This is a genomic window from Frankia sp. KB5, assembly GCF_002099325.1.
Lineage (GTDB): Bacteria > Actinomycetota > Actinomycetes > Frankiales > Frankiaceae > Frankia > Frankia casuarinae.
This window is the reverse complement of sequence record NZ_MRUJ01000030.1, coordinates 1-17,967: the sequence shown is the minus strand read 5'-3', so window position 1 is coordinate 17,967 and position 17,967 is coordinate 1. Positions and strand designations below refer to the sequence as shown.

Below are 17,967 nucleotides of genomic sequence, written 5' to 3'. Positions count from 1 at the left end.
ACCGGCGCCGACCGCCTCCGGGCTCGCGCCGGGGTGCGCGGTGCCACTGGGCGTGACCTGGGACGGGTCCGGGGTGAACATCGCCGTCGTCGCCCCCGGGGCCGAGGCGGTCGACTTCTGCCTGTTCGATGCCGATGGCCGCGAGACACGCCATCGACTTCCGGAGCGTGACGGCGGGGTGTGGCACGGCTATCTGGCTGGCGTCCGCCCCGGTCAGCGTTACGGCCTGCGGGCACACGGTCCCTATGACCCGGAGCGGGGCCAGCGGTACAACCCGGCGAAGCTGCTGGTCGACCCCTACACCCGATCGGTAGCCGGGACGCTGCGCACGGACCCGGCGATCTACGGGTTCGGTGGCGGCGACCCCTACGGCTTCGAACCGGACCCGCGGGACTCCGCACCTTTCGTGCCCCGCTGCGTCGTGACCGGGCCCGGGCGGGCGCAGCGGGGCTCCGCCGGGACCAGGGAGTCCGGATTCGGGGACCCCGGGATCGGGGACCCCGGATCCGGGAGTGGCGGTTTGACGGGTCACGGCGTACACCCGGCGGACAACCGGCCCACCATCCCCTGGTCGGACACGATCATCTACGAGGCGCACGTACGCGGGCTCACGAAACGTCACCCGGACCTGCCGCCACGGTTACGCGGGACATACGCCGGGCTCGGCCACCCGAGCGTCCTGGCGCACCTGCGCCGGCTCGGCGTCACCGCGATCGAACTGCTGCCGGTGCACACCTCGGTCTCCGAACCGGCCCTGCTCGAGCGCGGAAAAATCAACTACTGGGCTTACAACACCCTGGCCTTCTTCGCCCCTCATGCCGGGTACGCGGCCACTGACGATCCGATCGGCGAATTCCAGGCGATGGTCGCAGCCCTGCACGCCGTCGGCATTGAGGTGATACTCGACGTCGTCTACAACCACAGCGCCGAGGGCAGCGAGCGGGGCCCGACGCTGTCCCTGCGTGGCCTGGACAACACGACCTATTACCGGGTAGAGCCGATGGATCCCCGGCGCTACCGTGACGTGACCGGCTGCGGCAACACCCTCAACACGTCCTCACCGCACGTCGTGCGGCTGATCTGCGACTCGCTGCGGTACTGGGTGACGGAGATGGGCGTCGACGGGTTCCGGTTCGATCTCGCCACCGCGCTCGCCCGCAATCCCGACGCCTTCGACCCCGCGGCAAGCCTGCTGACCGCCATCCACGCCGACCCGATCCTCGCCACGGTGAAGCTGATCGCCGAGCCGTGGGACGTCGGCTGGGGCGGATACCAGGTGGGGGGGTTCCCGGCACCCTGGGCGGAGTGGAACGGGYGGTTCCGTGACACCGTGCGCGACGTGTGGAACAGGTACACCAGCGGCGTCGCCGATCTGGGCTATCGGGTGTCCGGCTCGTCGGACCTGTTCGAGCACGGCGGCCGACGCCCCTGGGCATCGATCAACTTCGTCACCGCCCACGACGGCTTTCCCCTGGCCGATCTGGTCTCCTACAACGAGAAGCACAACGAGGACAACGGCGAGGGCAACCGGGACGGCGAGGCGGACAACCGCTCGGCGAACCACGGGATGGAGGGTGCGACCGACGACCCGGCGATCCTGGCCATCCGCCGCCGGGTGCGCCGGGGACTGATCACGACGCTGCTGCTGTCCACGGGCGTCCCGATGCTGCTCGCCGGCGACGAGTTCGGTCGCTCGCAGGGCGGCAACAACAACGCCTACTGCCAGGACAACGCGGTGTCCTGGCTCGACTGGCCGACCGACCTCGTGGGACCGGAGGACGTCACCGGACCGGAAGGCGTCACCGGACCGGAAGGCGTCACCGGACCGGAGGACGTCACCGGACCGGAAGGCGTCACCRGACCGGAGGACGTCGCGGAGCCGGACCACGCCTACCCCGACCCGGCCGGCCCCGACCCGGCGCTGTGTCGGCTGGTGGGCGGGTTGGCGGCACTGCGTTCCGCCGAACCCGTGCTGCGCCGCGGGCGGTTCTTCCACGGCGGCCAGTCGGCACCCGGGCGACTCGCGGACATCACCTGGTTCCGTGCGGACGGGGCGGTGATGTCGGTGGCGGACTGGAACGCCCCGCAGGTCGAGACGCTCGTGGCCCATGTCGCCGGCAGCCCCGTCGCCGGCAGCCCCGTCGATGAGGATCCTGCCGGCGGGCGGGGAACGCACGATCTACCGGCCCACGGCGCTGGCCTGGTGTACGTGTTCCACCCGGATCGCGGCGACACCGTCGTCACCCTGCCCGGTGCTCCCTGGGCGGCCCGCCACGACCTGCTGCTCAATACCGCCGACGACGATCTTGCCGGATTCCCGGCGACCGTCGCGGTACCGGGAACCAGCTACGTCGGCGGCGAGTCCCTGACCGTGCTGGGCCACAGCGTGCTCGTCCTACGAGCCCATCCCCCCGGCACGGCGGCTTCCCCGCGGTGTGGGGACCCCTAAGGATTGGTGACCAGGCCCAGTTCGGCGATGCTCGYGGTGAGTGCGTGCCGGGGCAGCACCCGCACCGTGTAACCGAAGGGTCCGGTGCGCCCGAGCGGGATGGTGCCCTCGTAGCGGTAACCGCCCTCCCCTTCGCCAACCGGCTGCAGGAACAGCGTCGAAGGATCCAGGATCCGGTCGGTCTGGTCGATCCGGCCGTAGGAGGCGAGGACGTCGATGTCCCCGAGTGCCAGCTCACCGAGGTCGACCGTGGCCCGCACCACCAGCGACTGGCCCACCTGAGGGGTGTCACCGAGACCAGCGGAGTCGACGTTGAGCACGCGGACCCCGGGCCACGCGGCATGCACCCGGCTCTTCCAGGCGGCCAGGTCCCGGGCTCCGGCGAAGCCGTTGGCGGCGGCGGCCCGGGCCGAGACACCGGCCGGCACGTAGTAGCGCTCGACGTACTCCTGGACCATGCGGCTGGCCAGGACCTGAGGACCGAGGGCCGACAGGGTGTGCTTGACCATCGCGGCCCAGCGCCGCGGGATGCCGTCGCCGGGCTCCGAGTCGTAGAAGCGGGGGGCGACAGTGTTCTCCAACAGGTCGTACAGGGCGGCGGACTCGATGTCGTCGCGCCGGTCGGGGTCCTCGACCCCGTCCGCGGTCGGGATCGCCCAGCCGTTCTGGCCGTCGAACATCTCGTCCCACCAGCCGTCCCGGATGGACAGGTTCAGGCAGCCGTTCAGCRCGGCCTTCATCCCCGACGTGCCGCACGCCTCCAGCGGACGCAGCGGGTTGTTCAGCCAAACGTCCGATCCGGAGTACAGGAAGCGCGCCATCCCGATGTCGTAGTCGGGGAGAAAGACGATGCGCGACCGCACGGCCGGGTCGTCGGAGAACTGGACAATCTGCTGGACGAGTTGCTTGCCGCCGTCGTCGGCGGGGTGCGCCTTGCCGGCGATGACCATCTGGATCGGCCGCTGCGGGTGCAGCAGCAGCCGGCGCAGCCGGTCACGGTCCCGCAGCATGAGGGTCAGCCGCTTGTAGGACGGCACACGCCGGGCGAAACCGATCGTGAGGATGTCCGGGTCGAAAACCGACTCCACCCACTCCAGCTCACCGGGTGCCGCGCCGCGCTCGAGCCAGGAGGCCCGCAGCCGGCGGCGGACCTCGGTGACGAGGCGCTCCCGCAGTTGCCGCCGGGCGGCCCACACGACCTCGTCGGGCAACGTGGAGATCTTCTCGAATCCGGCCGCGTCGTCGGAAAGCAGGCCCGGGTCGGGCTCGCGGTCAGCAAGCTCGATAATGGGCCGGGACACCCAGGTCGGGGCGTGCACCCCGTTGGTCACCGAGCCGATCGGGACCTCGGCGGTGTCGAAGCCGGGCCACAGCCCCGCGAACATCTCCCGGCTGACGATGCCGTGCAGCTTGCTGACGCCGTTCGAACGCTGTGCGAGCCGTAGGCCCATGTGGGCCATGTTGAAGACGTTGGGGTCGGCCTCCACCCCGAGCTGCAGGATCCGCTCGACCGGCACGCCGGGCCAGCCGTTGTCCCCGCCGAAATGGCGGGCGACCAGGCTGCGAGGGAACCGGTCGATGCCGGCGGGGACAGGGGTGTGGGTGGTGAACAGTGTGCCGGCGCGGGCGGCCTGGAGCGCCTCGTCGAAGCTGAGCCCGTTCTCGACGAGTTCCCGGATCCGCTCCAGGCCGAGGAAGCCCGCGTGCCCCTCGTTGGTGTGGTACACCTCGGGCTCCGGAGTCCCGGTCACCGCGGCGTAGGCGCGCAGCGCGCGGACACCCCCGATGCCCAGCAGCATCTCCTGGAGCAGCCGGTGGTCGGTTCCGCCGCCGTAGAGCCGGTCGGTCACCCCCCGCTCGGCCGGCTGGTTGTCCTCGACGTCCGAGTCGAGCAGCAGCAGCGGGACCCGTCCGACCTGCGCCTTCCAGATCTGCGCGTGCAGCGTGCGACCCTCGGGCAGCCCGACGGCCACCTTCACCGGCATCCCCGCCGTATCGGTCAGCTGGGTCAGGGGGAGCCCGTGCGGATCGATGCCCGGGTACCGTTCCTGCTGCCAGCCGTCCCGGGACAGCGACTGCACGAAGTACCCGGCCCGGTAGAGCAGGCCGACGCCGATGATCGGCACGCCGAGGTCGCTCGCGGTCTTGAGATGGTCCCCGGCGAGGATGCCGAGGCCGCCGGAGTACTGCGGCAGCACCTCGGTGATACCGAACTCCGGGGAGAAGTAGGCGATCGCCGACGGGGCGCCCTCGGCCTTCCGCTGCTGATACCACAGATCGGCCGTCAGGTACTCCTGGAGGTCGTCCGCGACGTCGGTGAGTCGGCGCACGAACCGGCGGTCGGCGGCCAGCGCGAGCAGCCGGTTATGATCCACCTCGCCGAGCAGGCGGACCGGGTCTCCCTTCGTCGCCCGCCAGAGCTCCGGATCAACAGACTCGAACAGGTCCAGCGTCTCGGGATGCCAGGACCAGCGAAGATTCAGGACTAGTTCCCCCAGTGGAGCAAGCTGCCCGGGGAGCTGCGCACGGACGGTGAACCGTCGGAGGGCTCTCACGAAGACGTGAGCCTAGACAGTGCCGGTGACGTCGACACACCCGGGTGCGGCCAGCTGGTCCCGGCCGGGAAACAACTGTCATGTCGACCCGATGACAGCCAGAATTGTCCGGAATCGGGGACCGGAACCGCCCTTACTCGTTGTCTCGGGCGGTGCCCACCTTGGCCGTGAGCGCGGCCATCACCGCGGGGTCGCGCAAGGTCGTGACGTCGCCGAGTTCCCGGCCTTCGGCAATGTCACGCAGCAACCGGCGCATGATCTTGCCGGACCGGGTCTTCGGCAGGTCGTCGGCCCAGATGATCCGCCGCGGCCGGGCGAGCTTGCCGATCCGCCTGGCCACGTGCTCGCGCAGCTCGGCCTCGGTGGCCTCGTCGCCCGAGCGGTCACCGGCGAGCGTCACGAACGCGACGATCGCCTGGCCGGTCTGCTCGTCGTACTGTGCGACCACCGCCGCCTCGGCGACGGCCTCATGGGCGACGATCGCCGACTCCACCTCCGCGGTGGACAGCCGGTGCCCGGACACGTTGATGACGTCGTCGATCCGCCCGATGATCCAGAAGTAGCCGTCGGCGTCGAGGCGTGCGGCGTCGCCGACGACGTAGGTTGACGGGCCGAAGCGGGAGAAGTACGTCTTGACGAATCGCTCGTCGTCCTTGTAAAGGGTGCGCAGCATGGACGGCCACGGCTTGGTGATCACCAGGATTCCGGTGCCCTCAGTGACCGGCTCGCCGTCCTCCGAGAGCAGCGCCGGGCTGATACCGGGCAGCGGCAGGGTCGCCGAACCCGGTTTGGTCGACGTGACGCCGGCCAGCGGCGAGATGAGCGCGGAGCCGGTCTCGGTCTGCCACCACGTGTCGACGATCGGGCAKCGACCACCGCCGATGACCACGTGGTACCACAACCACGCCTTCGGGTTGATCGGTTCCCCGACCGTGCCGAGTACCCGCAGCGAGGACAGGTCGTGCCGACCGGGATACCGCGCGCCCCACTTGATGCACGTACGGATCGCCGTCGGYGCCGTGTAGAACACGGTGACCTTGTACTCCTCGATGAGCCGCCACCAGATGTCGTAGTCGGGGTAGTCCGGCGCCCCCTCGTACATCACGCTGGTCACGCCGTTCGATAGCGGGCCGTAGACGATGTAGGAGTGCCCAGTGATCCAGCCGACGTCCGCGGAACACCAGTAGACGTCGGTGTCCGGGTCGATGTCGAAGACCGCCCGGTGAGTGTAGGTGGCGCCGAGCAGGTAACCCGCGGTCGTGTGCAGGATCCCCTTCGGCTTCGCGGTCGACCCGGAGCTGTAGAGGATGAACAGGGGATGCTCCGCGGACAGCGGTTCCGGCGGGCAGTCGGGCGCCGCCGTGGCCAGCAGCTCGTGGTACCAGACGTCCCGGCCCGCGGTCATCGGCGCCCCGGTACCGCCCGGCCCGGACACGACCACAATGTGCCCCAGCGCCGGGAGGTCACCGAGCTCCGCGTCGACGGCGGCCTTCACCGGCGCCGTCCGTCCCTTGCGCCGCGCGCCGTCCACGGTGATCAGCACCTTGGCGTCGGAGACCTCCATCCGCTMCCGGACCGCGGACGGCGCGAAACCGCCGAAGACCACGTTGTGGACCGCGCCGATCCGGGCGCAGGCCAGCATCGCGACGGCCACCTCGGGAATCATCGGCAGGAAGATCCCGACCACGTCGCCGGCGCGCACGCCGAGCGAACGCAGCCCGTTCGCCAGCCGCTGGGTGTCGGCGAGCAGGTCCGCATAGGTGACGGTGCGCCGCTCCCCCTCCTCCCCGTGCCAGTGGAAGGCCACCCGCTCGCCGCGCCCGGCCGCCACGTGCCGGTCCAGGCAGTTCTCCGACAGGTTCAGCATCCCGTCCGCGAACCAGGTGTAGAAGGGCGGGTTCGAGTCGTCGAGTACCTGCGTGAACGGCGTGTGCCAGGTCAGCAGCTCCTCGGCCTTGCGAGCCCAGAACGCGTTCGGGTCCGCCTCGGCGGCGGCCCGGTCGGCGTCCATCGGCAGGCGCCGGGTGAAGGCTGCCGATGGGTCGAAACGCTCCACCGACAGCAGACTCTCCAGGGTCGCCTCGAGATCGGCGACGTTCTCGAGACCGGTCGAGACGCTGACACCTGTGTCGGTCACGGCTCCTCCTGGGTCGGCTCGGGACGAACAGYACGGTCACACGCTGCCCCCCCGGTCTACCACGAAGGCCCGTCAACTCTCAGGAGTTGCGCGGCAGGTTCCGGCGGTCGGCAGGTTCCGGGCGTGAGAGGGGACCGGCCGGCGGCCGACCGTTGGCAATGTCCGCTATTTTCTGCTATGGGCTAGTGCGCCGGGTGGAACCGAGCGATCCCCGAACCCGATCTGGAGATGATTGATGAAGATCAGCGGGTGTCGGCCTATCGTGGCGACCGACATCTACAGCGACATCGAAACCATCCTCAAAGCCGGCACCGTCGACGATCTCGGCGGGTCGGACGGGGTGGGGAACGCCGGGGCGCCGGACGCCTCGCCGGTCATCGAGGGCCTGAAGCGGGAGGAACGCGGATGAGTGTGGTGCGGCTCGAGGTTGACGGCGGGATCGGCACCATCCGGTTAGACCGGCCGCCGATGAACGCGCTGGACTCCACGGTCGCCGCGGAGCTGCGGACCGCCGCGGTCGAGGCGACCCGGCGGTCGGACGTCCGCTCGGTGGTGCTCTATGGCGGGGAAAAGGTGTTCGCCGCCGGGGCCGACATCCGGCAGATGGCGCCGATGGGTTACGCCGAGGTATCCACCTGGGTGGGCGATCTGAACTCCACCTTCGAGGTCGTGGCCCGGATCCCGAAGCCCGTGGTCGCCGCGGTGACGGGCTATGCCCTGGGCGGCGGGTTGGAGCTTGCCCTGTGCGCGGACGTGCGGGTCTTGGCCGAGGACGCCCGGGTCGGCCAGCCCGAGATCCTGCTCGGAGTGATCCCCGGCGCGGGGGGCACCCAGCGGCTGCCGCGCCTGATCGGCCCGTCCCGCGCCAAGGACCTCATCTTCAGCGGCCGGCAGGTCCGGGCGGCCGAGGCAGCGGAGATCGGTCTGGCCGACGCCGTCGTTCCCGCGGGTGAGGTGTACGTGCAGGCGAAGCGGATCGCGGGCCGGTACACGAACGGCCCGGCGATGGCGCTCGCGGCGGCGAAGCAGGCGGTTGACGACGGCGCGGAGATCGCGTTGGCCGAGGCGCTACGTCTGGAGGCGGCGCTGTTCGCCGGGCTGTTCGCCACCGAGGACCGGCGGATCGGAATGGAGTCCTTCCTCGAGAGCGGGCCCGGCAAGGCCGACTTCATCGGCCGCTGACGGAGACCCCGTGCGGTGTCTGTGGTAGGGGTCCCCGGATTGCGCCGAAGGCGCGCGATGGTTGTCCCAGGAGGATCGCCGGAGGCGATTCGACGGAGACCCCGTGCGGTGTCTGTGGTAGGGGTCCCCGGATTGCGCCGAAGGCGCCATCCGGGGGTTACCGCATGGCCAGGTCGGCGATGACCGGCCGATGGTCACTGCCGAAGTCGCCGCCGACCTCGAAACCCGTCACCGCGAACGCGGGTGAGGCCAGCACGTGGTCGATGCGCAGCACGGGCGGCAGGATCAGGCTCTTGGAGTTCCAGGTCGGTTGCCATCCGCCGCCGACGACGTCGTGCGCGTCGCGTACCCCCGAGTTCACCAGCCGACGGAACGGCCGGTGGTCCCGGGTGGCATTGAAGTCGCCGGCCATGACGACCGGCAGCGTGGCGTGCTCGAGCTGCGCGCGCAGCGTGTCGAGCTGGGTCCGCCAGCGGTCGGTGTAGGCGCTGGTCGTCGGTGAGATCGTGTGCACCGCGTACACGACGAAGCGTCGACGCTCATCCACCTCCACGGTGGCCCGCAATGACATTGCTCCGCCGACGATCGGGGCCGCGGCGTCGTGCAGCGGGAAGCGGGAGAACACGGCGGCGCCGAACGCACCCGGCTCCGGGTGCACCTCGCGGTACCGGTAGCTCGCCAGCGCTCCGGACGAGGTGACCCGCGCCAGGGTGAGCGGGGAGAGCTCCACGAGGACGAGCACGTCCGGGTTCGCGGCGCGGATCTGCGCGCCCAGCCGGTCGGCGTGGTCGTTGTAGTAGAGCAGGTTCGCCGACATCACCCGCAGGCGCGCGGCACCCTGCGGGGCCTCCTCGGCGCCGCCGGGGAAAACCTCGGGCAGGGTCCAGAACAGATGGATGGCGATCAGGGCCATGGAGATGATCATCAGCAGGTTGCGACGGAGCGCGAAGGCCACCGCCACGGTGGCGTAGGCCGGGAGGTAGAGCAGTTCGGTCCCGGCGTTGATCGCGGAGTAGGGCCAGCCCACCGCATCGTCGAGATGGGCCAACCGGCCGAGGGCGATCCCCCCGAGTCCGGCCGCCGCGACCCACGCGACGATCACGACCAGGGGGCGGACCGGGAAGGTCGGGTGCGGCCGGGGCTCCGGGGCGGCGACCGGGATGTCCTTGTGCCGGGAGGTGGGGTCGGTATCCGGCACGGCGGAACCGGACTCCTGCGCGGAACTCACTTCACCAGAGTGCCCGGCTGACAGGGCCGTCCGGGAGGCGGGTGCTCCCGGACGGCCCGTTCGGTGGTGAGAGGTCGGTAACGGTGGGGCCGATGGCCGTAGCTTGCCGGGGCCGGGAGCCGTCGGCGCCCGTGCGGCGGCTATCGGTGACTGGTCAGGTGGCGGCTGTGGCGCAGGCCGCGGCGCCGACCAGCGGGCGCGCCCGTTCGTGCCATTCGCGGACCGCCACCGTCGGGTGCGTGTCGAGCTCACGGTCCAGCTCCCGCAGCTTCTCGGTGACCCGAGAGGACGACAGCTGCCCGGCGACGGCGACGGCTCGGTAGCCCGCCTCCAGGGCGGCCTCCAGGTCCGGAGTCGGTCGGCGCAGGTAGGCCAAGGCGAGGTCGGCCTCGGCGTAGCTGCGGGTTCGGGCGCGCGCCGCGCCCTGCAGGCTCCGGGCCTCGAGCAGTTTCGTCTCGGCCGGTCGGGCGCGGCCCAGCAGTAACAGGCAGTGACCATGGCACTCGGCGACGTCGCCGGCGTTGTAGTGGCCGGCCCAGGACGGTCCGTCGTCCCCGTCGCTGCGCGCGATCGCCCGGTCCATCTTGTCCAGGGCCTCCATGCAACCGGCCTCGTCACGGTTGCGTGCCAGTGCCCAGGCATGCTTGTCGTGCAGCATGGCCTGCACGGCATACGAGGAGTGCCGCACCGCGCGGCCGAGGGCCGCCCGGGCCAGGGCGAGGCTCTGCCGGGGATGGCCCAGCCGGGCGGCCTGGTCGCTCATCGCGGACAGCACCCGGCCGGCGAGCATGGCGTCGTCGGCGTGCTCGGCGAGGCTGAGGGCCTGGATGTAGTAGCGCTGCGCGAGGGCCTGCCGGTTGCTGTCCTGGGCGAGCCACCCGCTGAACTGGGTCAGCTCGGCCAGCGCACTGAACAGGTCGGGGCTCGGCCGCCCCTCCCGGGCGGCCCGGGTCCGGTCGTGCAGAAAGGCGACGACCTGAGGCCGGATCTCGTCGCCGCCGAACTTTGCGTCCAGCCGGCGGAAGGTCTCGGTCATATCCCGGATCACGGCGCCGGCGGAGGCTCCCGTTGATTCCGGCCTGGCGACCCGGTCAACCACTCCGGTGAGGCTGGAGAGGACCGGATCGGCGAAGGCCGATGCGATAAAGGCCGTTCCGTCGTGCAACAGGTCGCGTCGCCGCATGTCTCGTCCCGATAGTCCGGCAAGGGTGCTTAGGGTCTCGGTGGGTGCGTTCGAGCTCGACAGCCCGAGGTCGTCGCGTTCATAGGACTCCCCGCGCCAGCCCAGATCCACCGGCCGGACCGGGTATCCCAGGGCCGCGGATATCTCGGCCGCCGCAAGTTCGGCGACCATCGGGTCACGCGGCCGCATCCCGCGACGCCAGTGACCGACGGTGGTCCTGGCCAGGCCCAGCTCGATCCGGCGCTGATGGCGGGCGCGGGCGTTCACCTGCCGGGCGAACCGGGTGTCGGATACCCCGGCCTCCCGCAGCAGACGCTCGAACTGGGTCGTGGGAGAGGGATCTCCGGACGACGTATTCGACATGTGTCCCCCGTCGAGGTAAAGATGGCTTAAATCCATAATGTCGGTGCCTTGCGCACCTCTTGGGCAGAAAGTAGCCGAGAAGTCACGTTGCAAGGAAGAGGGTGTGCATAACCCGGCCGGAATGYACGACCAGTCGGGGCCGATGCCTCTAGCGGATCCCCGGATGGTCGGTAAAAGAACGTGCGGAATATCTCAATCATTACGGAAAGTGGCGGATCCATTTTCTGCACATACATCTGCATGGCGTGTCTCCGCGCGCCCCGAGAGCGCTGGAGGGCCGGAGATGGGCGCGGACGGACTAGGCTCCATAACGGAGCGTAGTTGCCGCCCGGTTTCGGCCCGGCTGTCCAGGTCAGGGGCGTACTGCGGTCCGCGTCACGTCGTCGATCATTGAGCGCGTGAGCGCCCCAGATGCGACGATGTCAAGGGACTGACATCGGATGTTGGCTACGGAGGCCCCAACGCGTGAACATCGTCGTTACCGTCAAGCAGGTTCCTGACACCTGGGCGGAGAAGAAGCTCGACGCCGCGGACAAGACCGTCGACCGTAAGAGTGTCGACAGCGTCATGAACGAGATGGACGAGTACGGGGTCGAAGAGGCCCTGAAGATCAAGGAAGCGCACGGGGGCGAGGTCACCGTCGTCACGATGGGACCGGCCAAGGCGGCCGAGACGATCCGCAAGGCCCTGTCGATGGGCGCGGACAAGGCCGTGCACCTGACGGACGACTTGCTGCACGGGTCGGACGCGCTGGCGACGTCCGCCGCGCTGGCGAAGGTGATCTCCACGCTGTCACCCGACATCGTCATCACCTCCAGCGAGGCTTCCGATGCCCGTGGCGGCGTCATCGGTGCCCTGTTGGCGGAGCGGCTGGCCCTTCCCCAGCTCACCCAGGCCCGCAAGGTCACGGTGGATCCGGCCGCGGGTAAGGTCACGATCGAGCGTCTCGCCGACAACGGCTACGCCCTGGTCGAGGCAAGCCTGCCGGCCGTGGTCGCCGTGGTCGAGAAGATCAACCAGCCGCGTTACCCTTCGTTCAAGGGCATCATGGCGGCCAAGAAGAAGCCGCTGACGACGTTGTCCGCCGCGGACGCGGGTCTGGACGCCGGTGCGGTCGGGCTGGCCGGCGCCACGTCGACGGTCGTTGCCTCGGAGCCCGCGCCGCCGCGGTCGAGTGGCACGATCGTCAAGGACGAGGGCGACGGCGGCACGAAGGTCGCGGAGTTCCTCGCGGCGCAGAAGCTTATCTGAGGGGTTTTGTCCGATGGCTGAAGTTCTCGTGCTCGTCGAGCACGCCGATGGTGAACCCAAGAAGGTCACCGCGGAACTGCTGACGCTCGCCCGTTCGCTCGGCGAGGCCGCCGCGGTGTTCCTCGGAGCGCCGGGCACCTATGCGAAGGCCAAGGAGTACCTCGCGCAGTATGGCGCCGCCAGGGTCTACGTCGTCGAGTCGGAGGACGTCGTCGGCTACGTGGGCGCGCCGGCGGCCGAGGTGCTGGCCAAGCTGGTCGCGGACGCGTCGCCGGCCGCCGTTCTGGTCGCCGCCACCGCGGACTCGCGGGAGATCGCGGCCCGCGTCGCCGCGAAGACCGACTCGGGCCTGATCTGGGACGCTGTCGCGCTGACCCCCGACCTGGTCGCCACCCAGGGTATCTTCGGCGGCTCGACGATCGTCACGTCGAAGGTCGTCAAGGGTGTTCCGGTGGTCGTCGTCCGGCCGAACTCGACGGCGCCCGAGGCCGCCCCGGTGACGCCGTCCGAGCAGACGGTGGACATCGCGATCTCCGGCGCCGCGAAGGGAGMCAAGATCGTCGACCGCGTCGTCGAGGCGAAGTCCGGCCGCCCGGACCTCACCGAGGCCCAGGTCGTCGTCTCCGGTGGTCGCGGTCTGGGCGCCGCCGAGCACTTCACCCTGGTGGAGAAGCTGGCCGACACCCTCGGCGCCGCGGTCGGCGCGTCGCGTGCCGCTACCGACGCCGGGTGGTACCCGCACCAGAACCAGGTCGGGCAGACCGGCAAGACGGTGTCCCCGCAGCTCTACATCGCGGTCGGCATCTCCGGCGCGATCCAGCACCGGGCCGGGATGCAGACGTCCAAGACGATCGTCGCGATCAACAAGGACCCGGAAGCGCCGATCTTCGAGTTCGCGGACTACGGGCTGGTCGGCGATCTGTTCAACGTCGTCCCGCAGCTCATCGAGGCGATCGAGAAGCGCAGGGCCGGCTGATCGATCCCGCGGACCGGCCACGGCCGGGCGTCCATCTGTCTCAGCGAGGGTGGCGCCCGGCCGTCGTTTAGGATCCACGCCCGTGCGTCACCTCCGCGGGTCCTCGCGCACCCGGAGCACCACCAGCGTGAGGTCGTCGTGGTCGATCTCGCCCGCGTCCTTGAGCTGGTGGGCGAGCCCCTCCAGGTTCGGCTTGCGTAGGTCGGGAAGTCGCCGCCAAACCTCCGGATCAGTCCACGGCAGGGTGTAGAGCCACTTGCTGATCGCGTCGCTGCCGAGCAGGAAGACCTCCCCCGCCTCGGCGAAGCCCCGCCGCACCCGCACCGGCCAGCCCTCCCCGGTCGGCGCGAGCCGACGGGCCCGCCCGAGGTCGCTGGGCACCAGGTCGGGGGTGCTCGTGAAGGCTGCCGATGCGGAGTACGGGAAGAACTCGGGTTGCGCGCCCGCCAGGATGGCCTTCGGCGAGGGCACCCGGACCAGGCAGGAGTCGCCGACCGCGATCGCCTCCCACTCCAGCCGGCCGTCGTGTTCGTTCTCCTCGCTCCTGAACTGCAGCCCAAGAAACGTGGCGAACGCCGCTTCCGTCGCACCGACGCCCTGGAACCGCCAGTCGTCGGGATCGACCGTCGGCGGGCTCAGGTTCCAGATCCTGATCGTCTCGCGGAACCATTCGTAGATGCCCTCGGCCGAGGCCCCGATCGGCGGCGGCGCGTTGACGTATCGCGTGACCAGYAGGTTTGCCCACCGCCGCACGTCGACCCCCTCCGACGCGCCATCCGCGACGGCCGCCCGCCGGCGCGCCGTGCTCACCATCGTCGCGTCTTCGGAGGCATAGCCGCTGTTTTTCGGCAGCCACACCTGCACACGGCCCGTGACCCGCACTCCCGCACCTCTCCTTCCTCGGGACCCACCGCAGCCGTCGGCCCACCGCCCCACTCAGGCGTCGACCTGAGCCACCTGGGTGCCGACGGTGAGGGCGAGGACGATCGCGTCGGGTGTCGCGTTGGAGACGAATCCCCGGGCGCCGGGCCGGGTCTGCACGCCCAGGCGCTCCGCCGCGGTGCGCATCAGCGGCGGCAGCTCGCTCGACATCCGGAACAGCCCGCGAGCCCACTCGTCGGACAGCTCGGACTCGGCCGCGGGGAAGGTGGTGGTGGTCTGCGCGACCGCGGAGATACTGATGTTGAACAGCAGCAGGTTGCCGTCCGCGGTGCGCAGTGACCGTAGCCGGTCGGCCCACATCTGCACCTTCTCGGGCTCGCCGTCGGTGGCGGCTCCATCGGTGATGTTGATGATGATCGGCGGGAAGGAGTCCTGGTGGCTCTGGGCCCAGCCGGAGGCGAGGCTCCCGGCCATGTCGAGGGCGGCGCACATCGGGGTGAGGCCCGCCCCGAACGGTTCGAACCACACTGGCATCGAGGAGCCGTGCCGCTCCTCCCGGCGCAGTACGCAGGAGAAGAGGTCCGGTACCGAGACCAGCCACTGGCCGGCGAGCGCTCCGGTGAACAGTGAGCGGGCCTCCTGGCCGCTGTAGCCGAGCACGGCGATGTCGTAGTAGGGACGCGGACCCTCGCCGCGCTCCTTGCTGCACCGACGGATGATCATCGCGAGGGTGTCGTTGACGATGTCGGCGAGGGCCTGCGCCTTGGAGATGCCGGGACGCCCGGCGATCGGGTAGTTCATCGAGTCGGACTGGTCCAGCAGAAAGATGAAGCAGCCCGGGGCACGCCGGTCGATCTGCTTGGTGTAGGGCATGGGCGTCGCGCTTCCTCAGGAATCGGATCAGTACCGGGGGAGTCGGATCAGTACGGGGGGAGGTGGTCGTCGGCGGAGAGAGCGCCCGGGGGATCGTCCGCCGGGTTCGTCGGGAGGATGTCCGGCCAGGGCTCGCCGGCGCCCACCCGCCATGAGTTCGGACATGCGCGGCAGGCGTAGGACGCGTCGACCTGGACGCTCCCGCACGAGCACTGCGGGTCCTCCAGCAGCGTCCGTCGATCGATCACCTCGACTCCGATCGGATGGACGGCGGCGCCCGGTCCCGGGGGGGCCGGGCGCCGAGGCGGGAGCGGACGCTGGGAGGCGGCCGGCGGGAAGTCGGCCGGCGGTGCCGGCCGCGGGTACCTAGCCGRCCGGAAGTCGGCCGGCCGGAAGTCCCGGGGCGACGTCGGTTCCGGGTAGGTGCCGCGACCGGTCACGGCGTGGATGAAGCCGGCCAGCGGAACCACGGCAAGGCCGACCGCGAAGATCAGAAGCCAGCGCAGCGCGGTGCCGATCCGGCCGGGGCCGTGGGTGCCGTCGTGCACCGAGGCCGGCACCAGGACCTTGTCGTCGTCACCGATCGCCTCGACCGTGTCCGGAAGTGCCTCGGCCACCTTGTGGACGTCCGGGCGGGCACCCGGACCGACGGCGACGAGCAGCCGGGCGCCGACCTCGGCGAGCCGGGGGACGTCGGCGGCCGGCACCCCGAGCAACGAAACGCCGGCCGTGGACGATGCCGCAGGTGGGGTGTAGGCGGTGAAGACCGGGCCGTCCTTTCCCGTGCCGCGGGTGAATCGGGGCGGGAGCGGGACGTGGAGCAGCTCACCGTCCTTGAACGGATGATCGGCCACGGCGTCCGGGTTGATCCCGAGTGCCGCGGCGATCTGCTCCCGGGTCTCCCCGGCCCGCACCTTGTACTGGATGAACAGCTCGGGCTCGTCCGGCTGCGGCGCCGACGACGCCACGAGTATCACCTGGTTGACGTCGTTGCCGCCGGCCGCCCGCAGGGCCTGGTCGGCGGAGGTCGTCACCAGGATCCTGATCGGCGACGGAGCCGTTCCGCCTCCGCCCGAGATCAGGCCGACGACGGCGATCGTGACCGCGGCCACGAGGATGCAGACCCCGATGATCCGCCGGTGGCGGCTCGGCCACGCGGTGTCGTCCGGCCCGCCTGACGGCGCCATGCCGCCTCCCATCGGTTGTCTCGAGTGTCTCGAGCCTTCGGTCGTCTGGTGTCATCCCACGGTGAGGATGATCAGGATGAGTGCGAGGATGGCCAGGGCCGCGAGGACGAGAGCCGCCGTGCGCGACCCGGAGCCGCGGTTCGGCACGGATCCGGAGGGCGACGCCCGCCGCGCCCCGTCGCCGGCCGCGGAGGTCGCGCCGGCCCGGCTGGAACCCGAGGCGTCACCGGCGCCCGCGGCCGTGCCGCCCTGACCCGCCGAGGGACCGGTGTTCGGCGATGTCCTGGTCGTCGCGTCCCAGAGATTCCGTCCCGCGGCTGGGGTGGCCGGGGTGCCTGGGGTGGCTGGAGCTCCCGACGGAGAGGGCGGGGTCGGCGGGGTCGCCCAGCCCTGGCTGGGATCGATCGGCTTCGTCGGGACGGACGCCTGGCTCGGTTCCCACCAGGAACTCCCCGCGCCGAGGGACGGCGCGACCGCCTCGCTGACAGGCGCGTCCGGCAGGGCGCTGTCGGCGTCGCGCAGCAGCGTCGGCAAATCGACGTCAACCGCCGGCGGCCCGAGACAGAAGCGCCTCAGCAGCGGGACGAGCCGACGGACCTCGCCGTCCCGGCTTGCGGCGAGTCGTGACCAGATCGGCGTGTGGTCGGGCTGGGCGAGGTCGGACGCGCTCAGGATGAGGTTCTCGTCGCGGTGGAACTCTTCCCACAGGGCCGGGTCGGCGGCGACCGCCAGCACCGAGAGGTAGATGACGAGACCCGGGAAGGTGTCGACGCGGCGGTCCCAGTAGCCCGTCGACTGCCGGCGGGGGTGCTGGTAGTGGCGATGTCCATGCTCGTCCGGCGGCAGGTGCGCGACCGCCGGGACCCAAACCGAGTCCAGGTCCACGAGGCGTACTGAACCTTGTTCGGTGACGAACACGTTGCCGTGCTGCAGATCGCCATGGGCGATCTCGGCCTTGCTCATCTCACCGAGTAGAAGCTTCCATCCGGCGGCGAGGTCACGCAGTGCTTCCGGAGATGCGAGGTGCTGGCGGACGTAGGTCCGCAGGGTGGTGCCCTGGACCTGGTCCATGACGACCACCGGCCACCATTTCTCGCCGACCCGCACTCCCTGCGCGACCCACTCGGCTTTCGGGAAGGCTGACAGCACCCGATGACGACGTAGATGATTCGTTACCGCCGCATAGCGTTCGGCTCCGCCGGTCAGCGGCCGGGTCGGACAGCGCAGCGCGAAGGCACTGCCCGTCGCCGCTCCGAAGAAAACGACCGCCGACTCGCCGGTGACCTGCACCGGGGCACCGAAAGCGTCCCGTTCGAACCGGGCGGTCCGCAGCCGTGGATCCGTGAATACCTCCGCGCCAGTGGAGACCGCAGCCTCGAACTGACCACCATTCGGCCAAACTCCCGCGCCGAGCACGCCGCTTCCCCCTGGGACGGACCGTCGGAAGTAACCGCCACYGTCGTTCAACCGGTGATCGTCCTTGCCCGTCGGACATTAGCCGACCGCGGATCGGCTTGTCCATGTGCTCGGCGGCCGAGAAGCCCGTGGACCTCAGGTGATCGCCGTGAGCCCGCCTCAGGATGGTTTCTTCGTGGAGGCGACCGCGATCGGGGATCGGCCTGTCGCCGGCCGCCCCAACCATTCAATCCCACAATTTCACGGGGTCGGGTTCGCGGCGGGTCGGGTTCGCGGCGGGTCGGG

The 17,967-nt window shown here is 70.4% G+C and carries 13 protein-coding genes; 5 read left to right on the top strand and 8 right to left on the bottom strand.

The features are described from left to right. Window positions 1-40 precede the first annotated feature (40 nt). Complete coding sequence (gene glgX / locus KBI5_RS03890) at window positions 41-2,449, top strand: glycogen debranching protein GlgX (RefSeq protein ID WP_241882647.1); 2,409 nt, start codon at window positions 41-43, stop codon at window positions 2,447-2,449. Here glgX and glgP read toward each other — a convergent pair. Together glgP and acs are read right to left on the bottom strand one after the other, a co-directional pair. Then, the gene (gene glgP / locus KBI5_RS03885; RefSeq protein WP_085014339.1) at window positions 2,446-5,004 is read right to left on the bottom strand and encodes an alpha-glucan family phosphorylase; all 2,559 of its coding nucleotides are present in this window, start codon (window positions 5,002-5,004) and stop codon (window positions 2,446-2,448) included. The two genes, glgX and glgP, sit on opposite strands and share 4 nt — an antisense overlap. A 133-nt stretch (window positions 5,005-5,137) precedes the next feature. Beyond that, window positions 5,138-7,141, bottom strand: coding sequence for an acetate--CoA ligase (gene acs, locus KBI5_RS03880; RefSeq protein WP_085014338.1), 2,004 nt, complete (start codon window positions 7,139-7,141; stop codon window positions 5,138-5,140). A 262-nt stretch (window positions 7,142-7,403) separates the two neighbouring features. Between acs and KBI5_RS26085 the strand changes: the two genes are divergently transcribed. Beyond that, the gene (locus KBI5_RS26085) at window positions 7,404-7,550 is read left to right on the top strand and encodes a hypothetical protein (protein WP_157858550.1); all 147 of its coding nucleotides are present in this window, start codon (window positions 7,404-7,406) and stop codon (window positions 7,548-7,550) included. After that, a complete protein-coding gene (locus KBI5_RS03875; protein ID WP_085014337.1) occupies window positions 7,547-8,323 on the top strand; it encodes an enoyl-CoA hydratase-related protein in 777 nt (258 codons plus the stop codon). Before KBI5_RS26085 ends, KBI5_RS03875 begins: the two co-directional genes overlap by 4 nt. A 157-nt stretch (window positions 8,324-8,480) precedes the next feature. On the opposite strand, the gene KBI5_RS03870 is transcribed toward KBI5_RS03875, so the two are convergent. Together KBI5_RS03870 and KBI5_RS03865 are read right to left on the bottom strand one after the other, a co-directional pair. Then, complete coding sequence (locus KBI5_RS03870) at window positions 8,481-9,521, bottom strand: endonuclease/exonuclease/phosphatase family protein (protein ID WP_023841111.1); 1,041 nt, start codon at window positions 9,519-9,521, stop codon at window positions 8,481-8,483. A gap of 184 nt (window positions 9,522-9,705) precedes the next feature. Beyond that, a complete protein-coding gene (locus tag KBI5_RS03865) occupies window positions 9,706-11,097 on the bottom strand; it encodes a hypothetical protein (RefSeq protein WP_043591740.1) in 1,392 nt (463 codons plus the stop codon). Window positions 11,098-11,562: 465 nt separating this feature from the next. Here KBI5_RS03865 and KBI5_RS03860 point away from each other — a divergent pair, with 465 nt between their 5' ends. After that, complete coding sequence (locus KBI5_RS03860; protein ID WP_011438035.1) at window positions 11,563-12,348, top strand: electron transfer flavoprotein subunit beta/FixA family protein; 786 nt, start codon at window positions 11,563-11,565, stop codon at window positions 12,346-12,348. 13 nt (window positions 12,349-12,361) lie between these two features. Continuing rightward, complete coding sequence (locus KBI5_RS03855) at window positions 12,362-13,324, top strand: electron transfer flavoprotein subunit alpha/FixB family protein (RefSeq protein ID WP_085014336.1); 963 nt, start codon at window positions 12,362-12,364, stop codon at window positions 13,322-13,324. An 87-nt stretch (window positions 13,325-13,411) separates the two neighbouring features. Here the strand turns inward: KBI5_RS03855 and KBI5_RS03850 are convergent, their stop codons facing one another. The 4 genes from KBI5_RS03850 to KBI5_RS03835 are packed head-to-tail and all read right to left on the bottom strand — an operon-like array spanning window position 13,412 to window position 17,733. Continuing rightward, window positions 13,412-14,206 carry a hypothetical protein gene (locus tag KBI5_RS03850; protein WP_023841113.1) on the bottom strand — a complete coding sequence of 265 codons (795 nt, stop codon included), beginning with the start codon at window positions 14,204-14,206 and terminating at the stop codon, window positions 13,412-13,414. 54 nt (window positions 14,207-14,260) lie between these two features. Next, complete coding sequence (locus KBI5_RS03845; RefSeq protein ID WP_011438032.1) at window positions 14,261-15,079, bottom strand: vWA domain-containing protein; 819 nt, start codon at window positions 15,077-15,079, stop codon at window positions 14,261-14,263. 47 nt (window positions 15,080-15,126) lie between these two features. After that, entirely contained in the window at window positions 15,127-16,266 is a 1,140-nt protein-coding gene (locus KBI5_RS03840) for a hypothetical protein (protein WP_133056955.1), read from the bottom strand. Between the two features lie 51 nt (window positions 16,267-16,317). After that, on the bottom strand, window positions 16,318-17,733 hold the full coding sequence (locus tag KBI5_RS03835) for a phosphotransferase (RefSeq protein WP_085014334.1): 1,416 nt from the start codon (window positions 17,731-17,733) through the stop codon (window positions 16,318-16,320). Window positions 17,734-17,967 lie beyond the last annotated feature (234 nt).

Coding starts and splice junctions, on each gene's coding strand:
- KBI5_RS03875 (WP_085014337.1), top strand. CDS start 7,547: ATGAGTGTGGTGCGGCTCGAGGTTGACGGCGGGATCGGCACCATCCGG.
- KBI5_RS03865 (WP_043591740.1), bottom strand. CDS start 11,097: ATGTCGAATACGTCGTCCGGAGATCCCTCTCCCACGACCCAGTTCGAG.
- KBI5_RS03845 (WP_011438032.1), bottom strand. CDS start 15,079: ATGCCCTACACCAAGCAGATCGACCGGCGTGCCCCGGGCTGCTTCATC.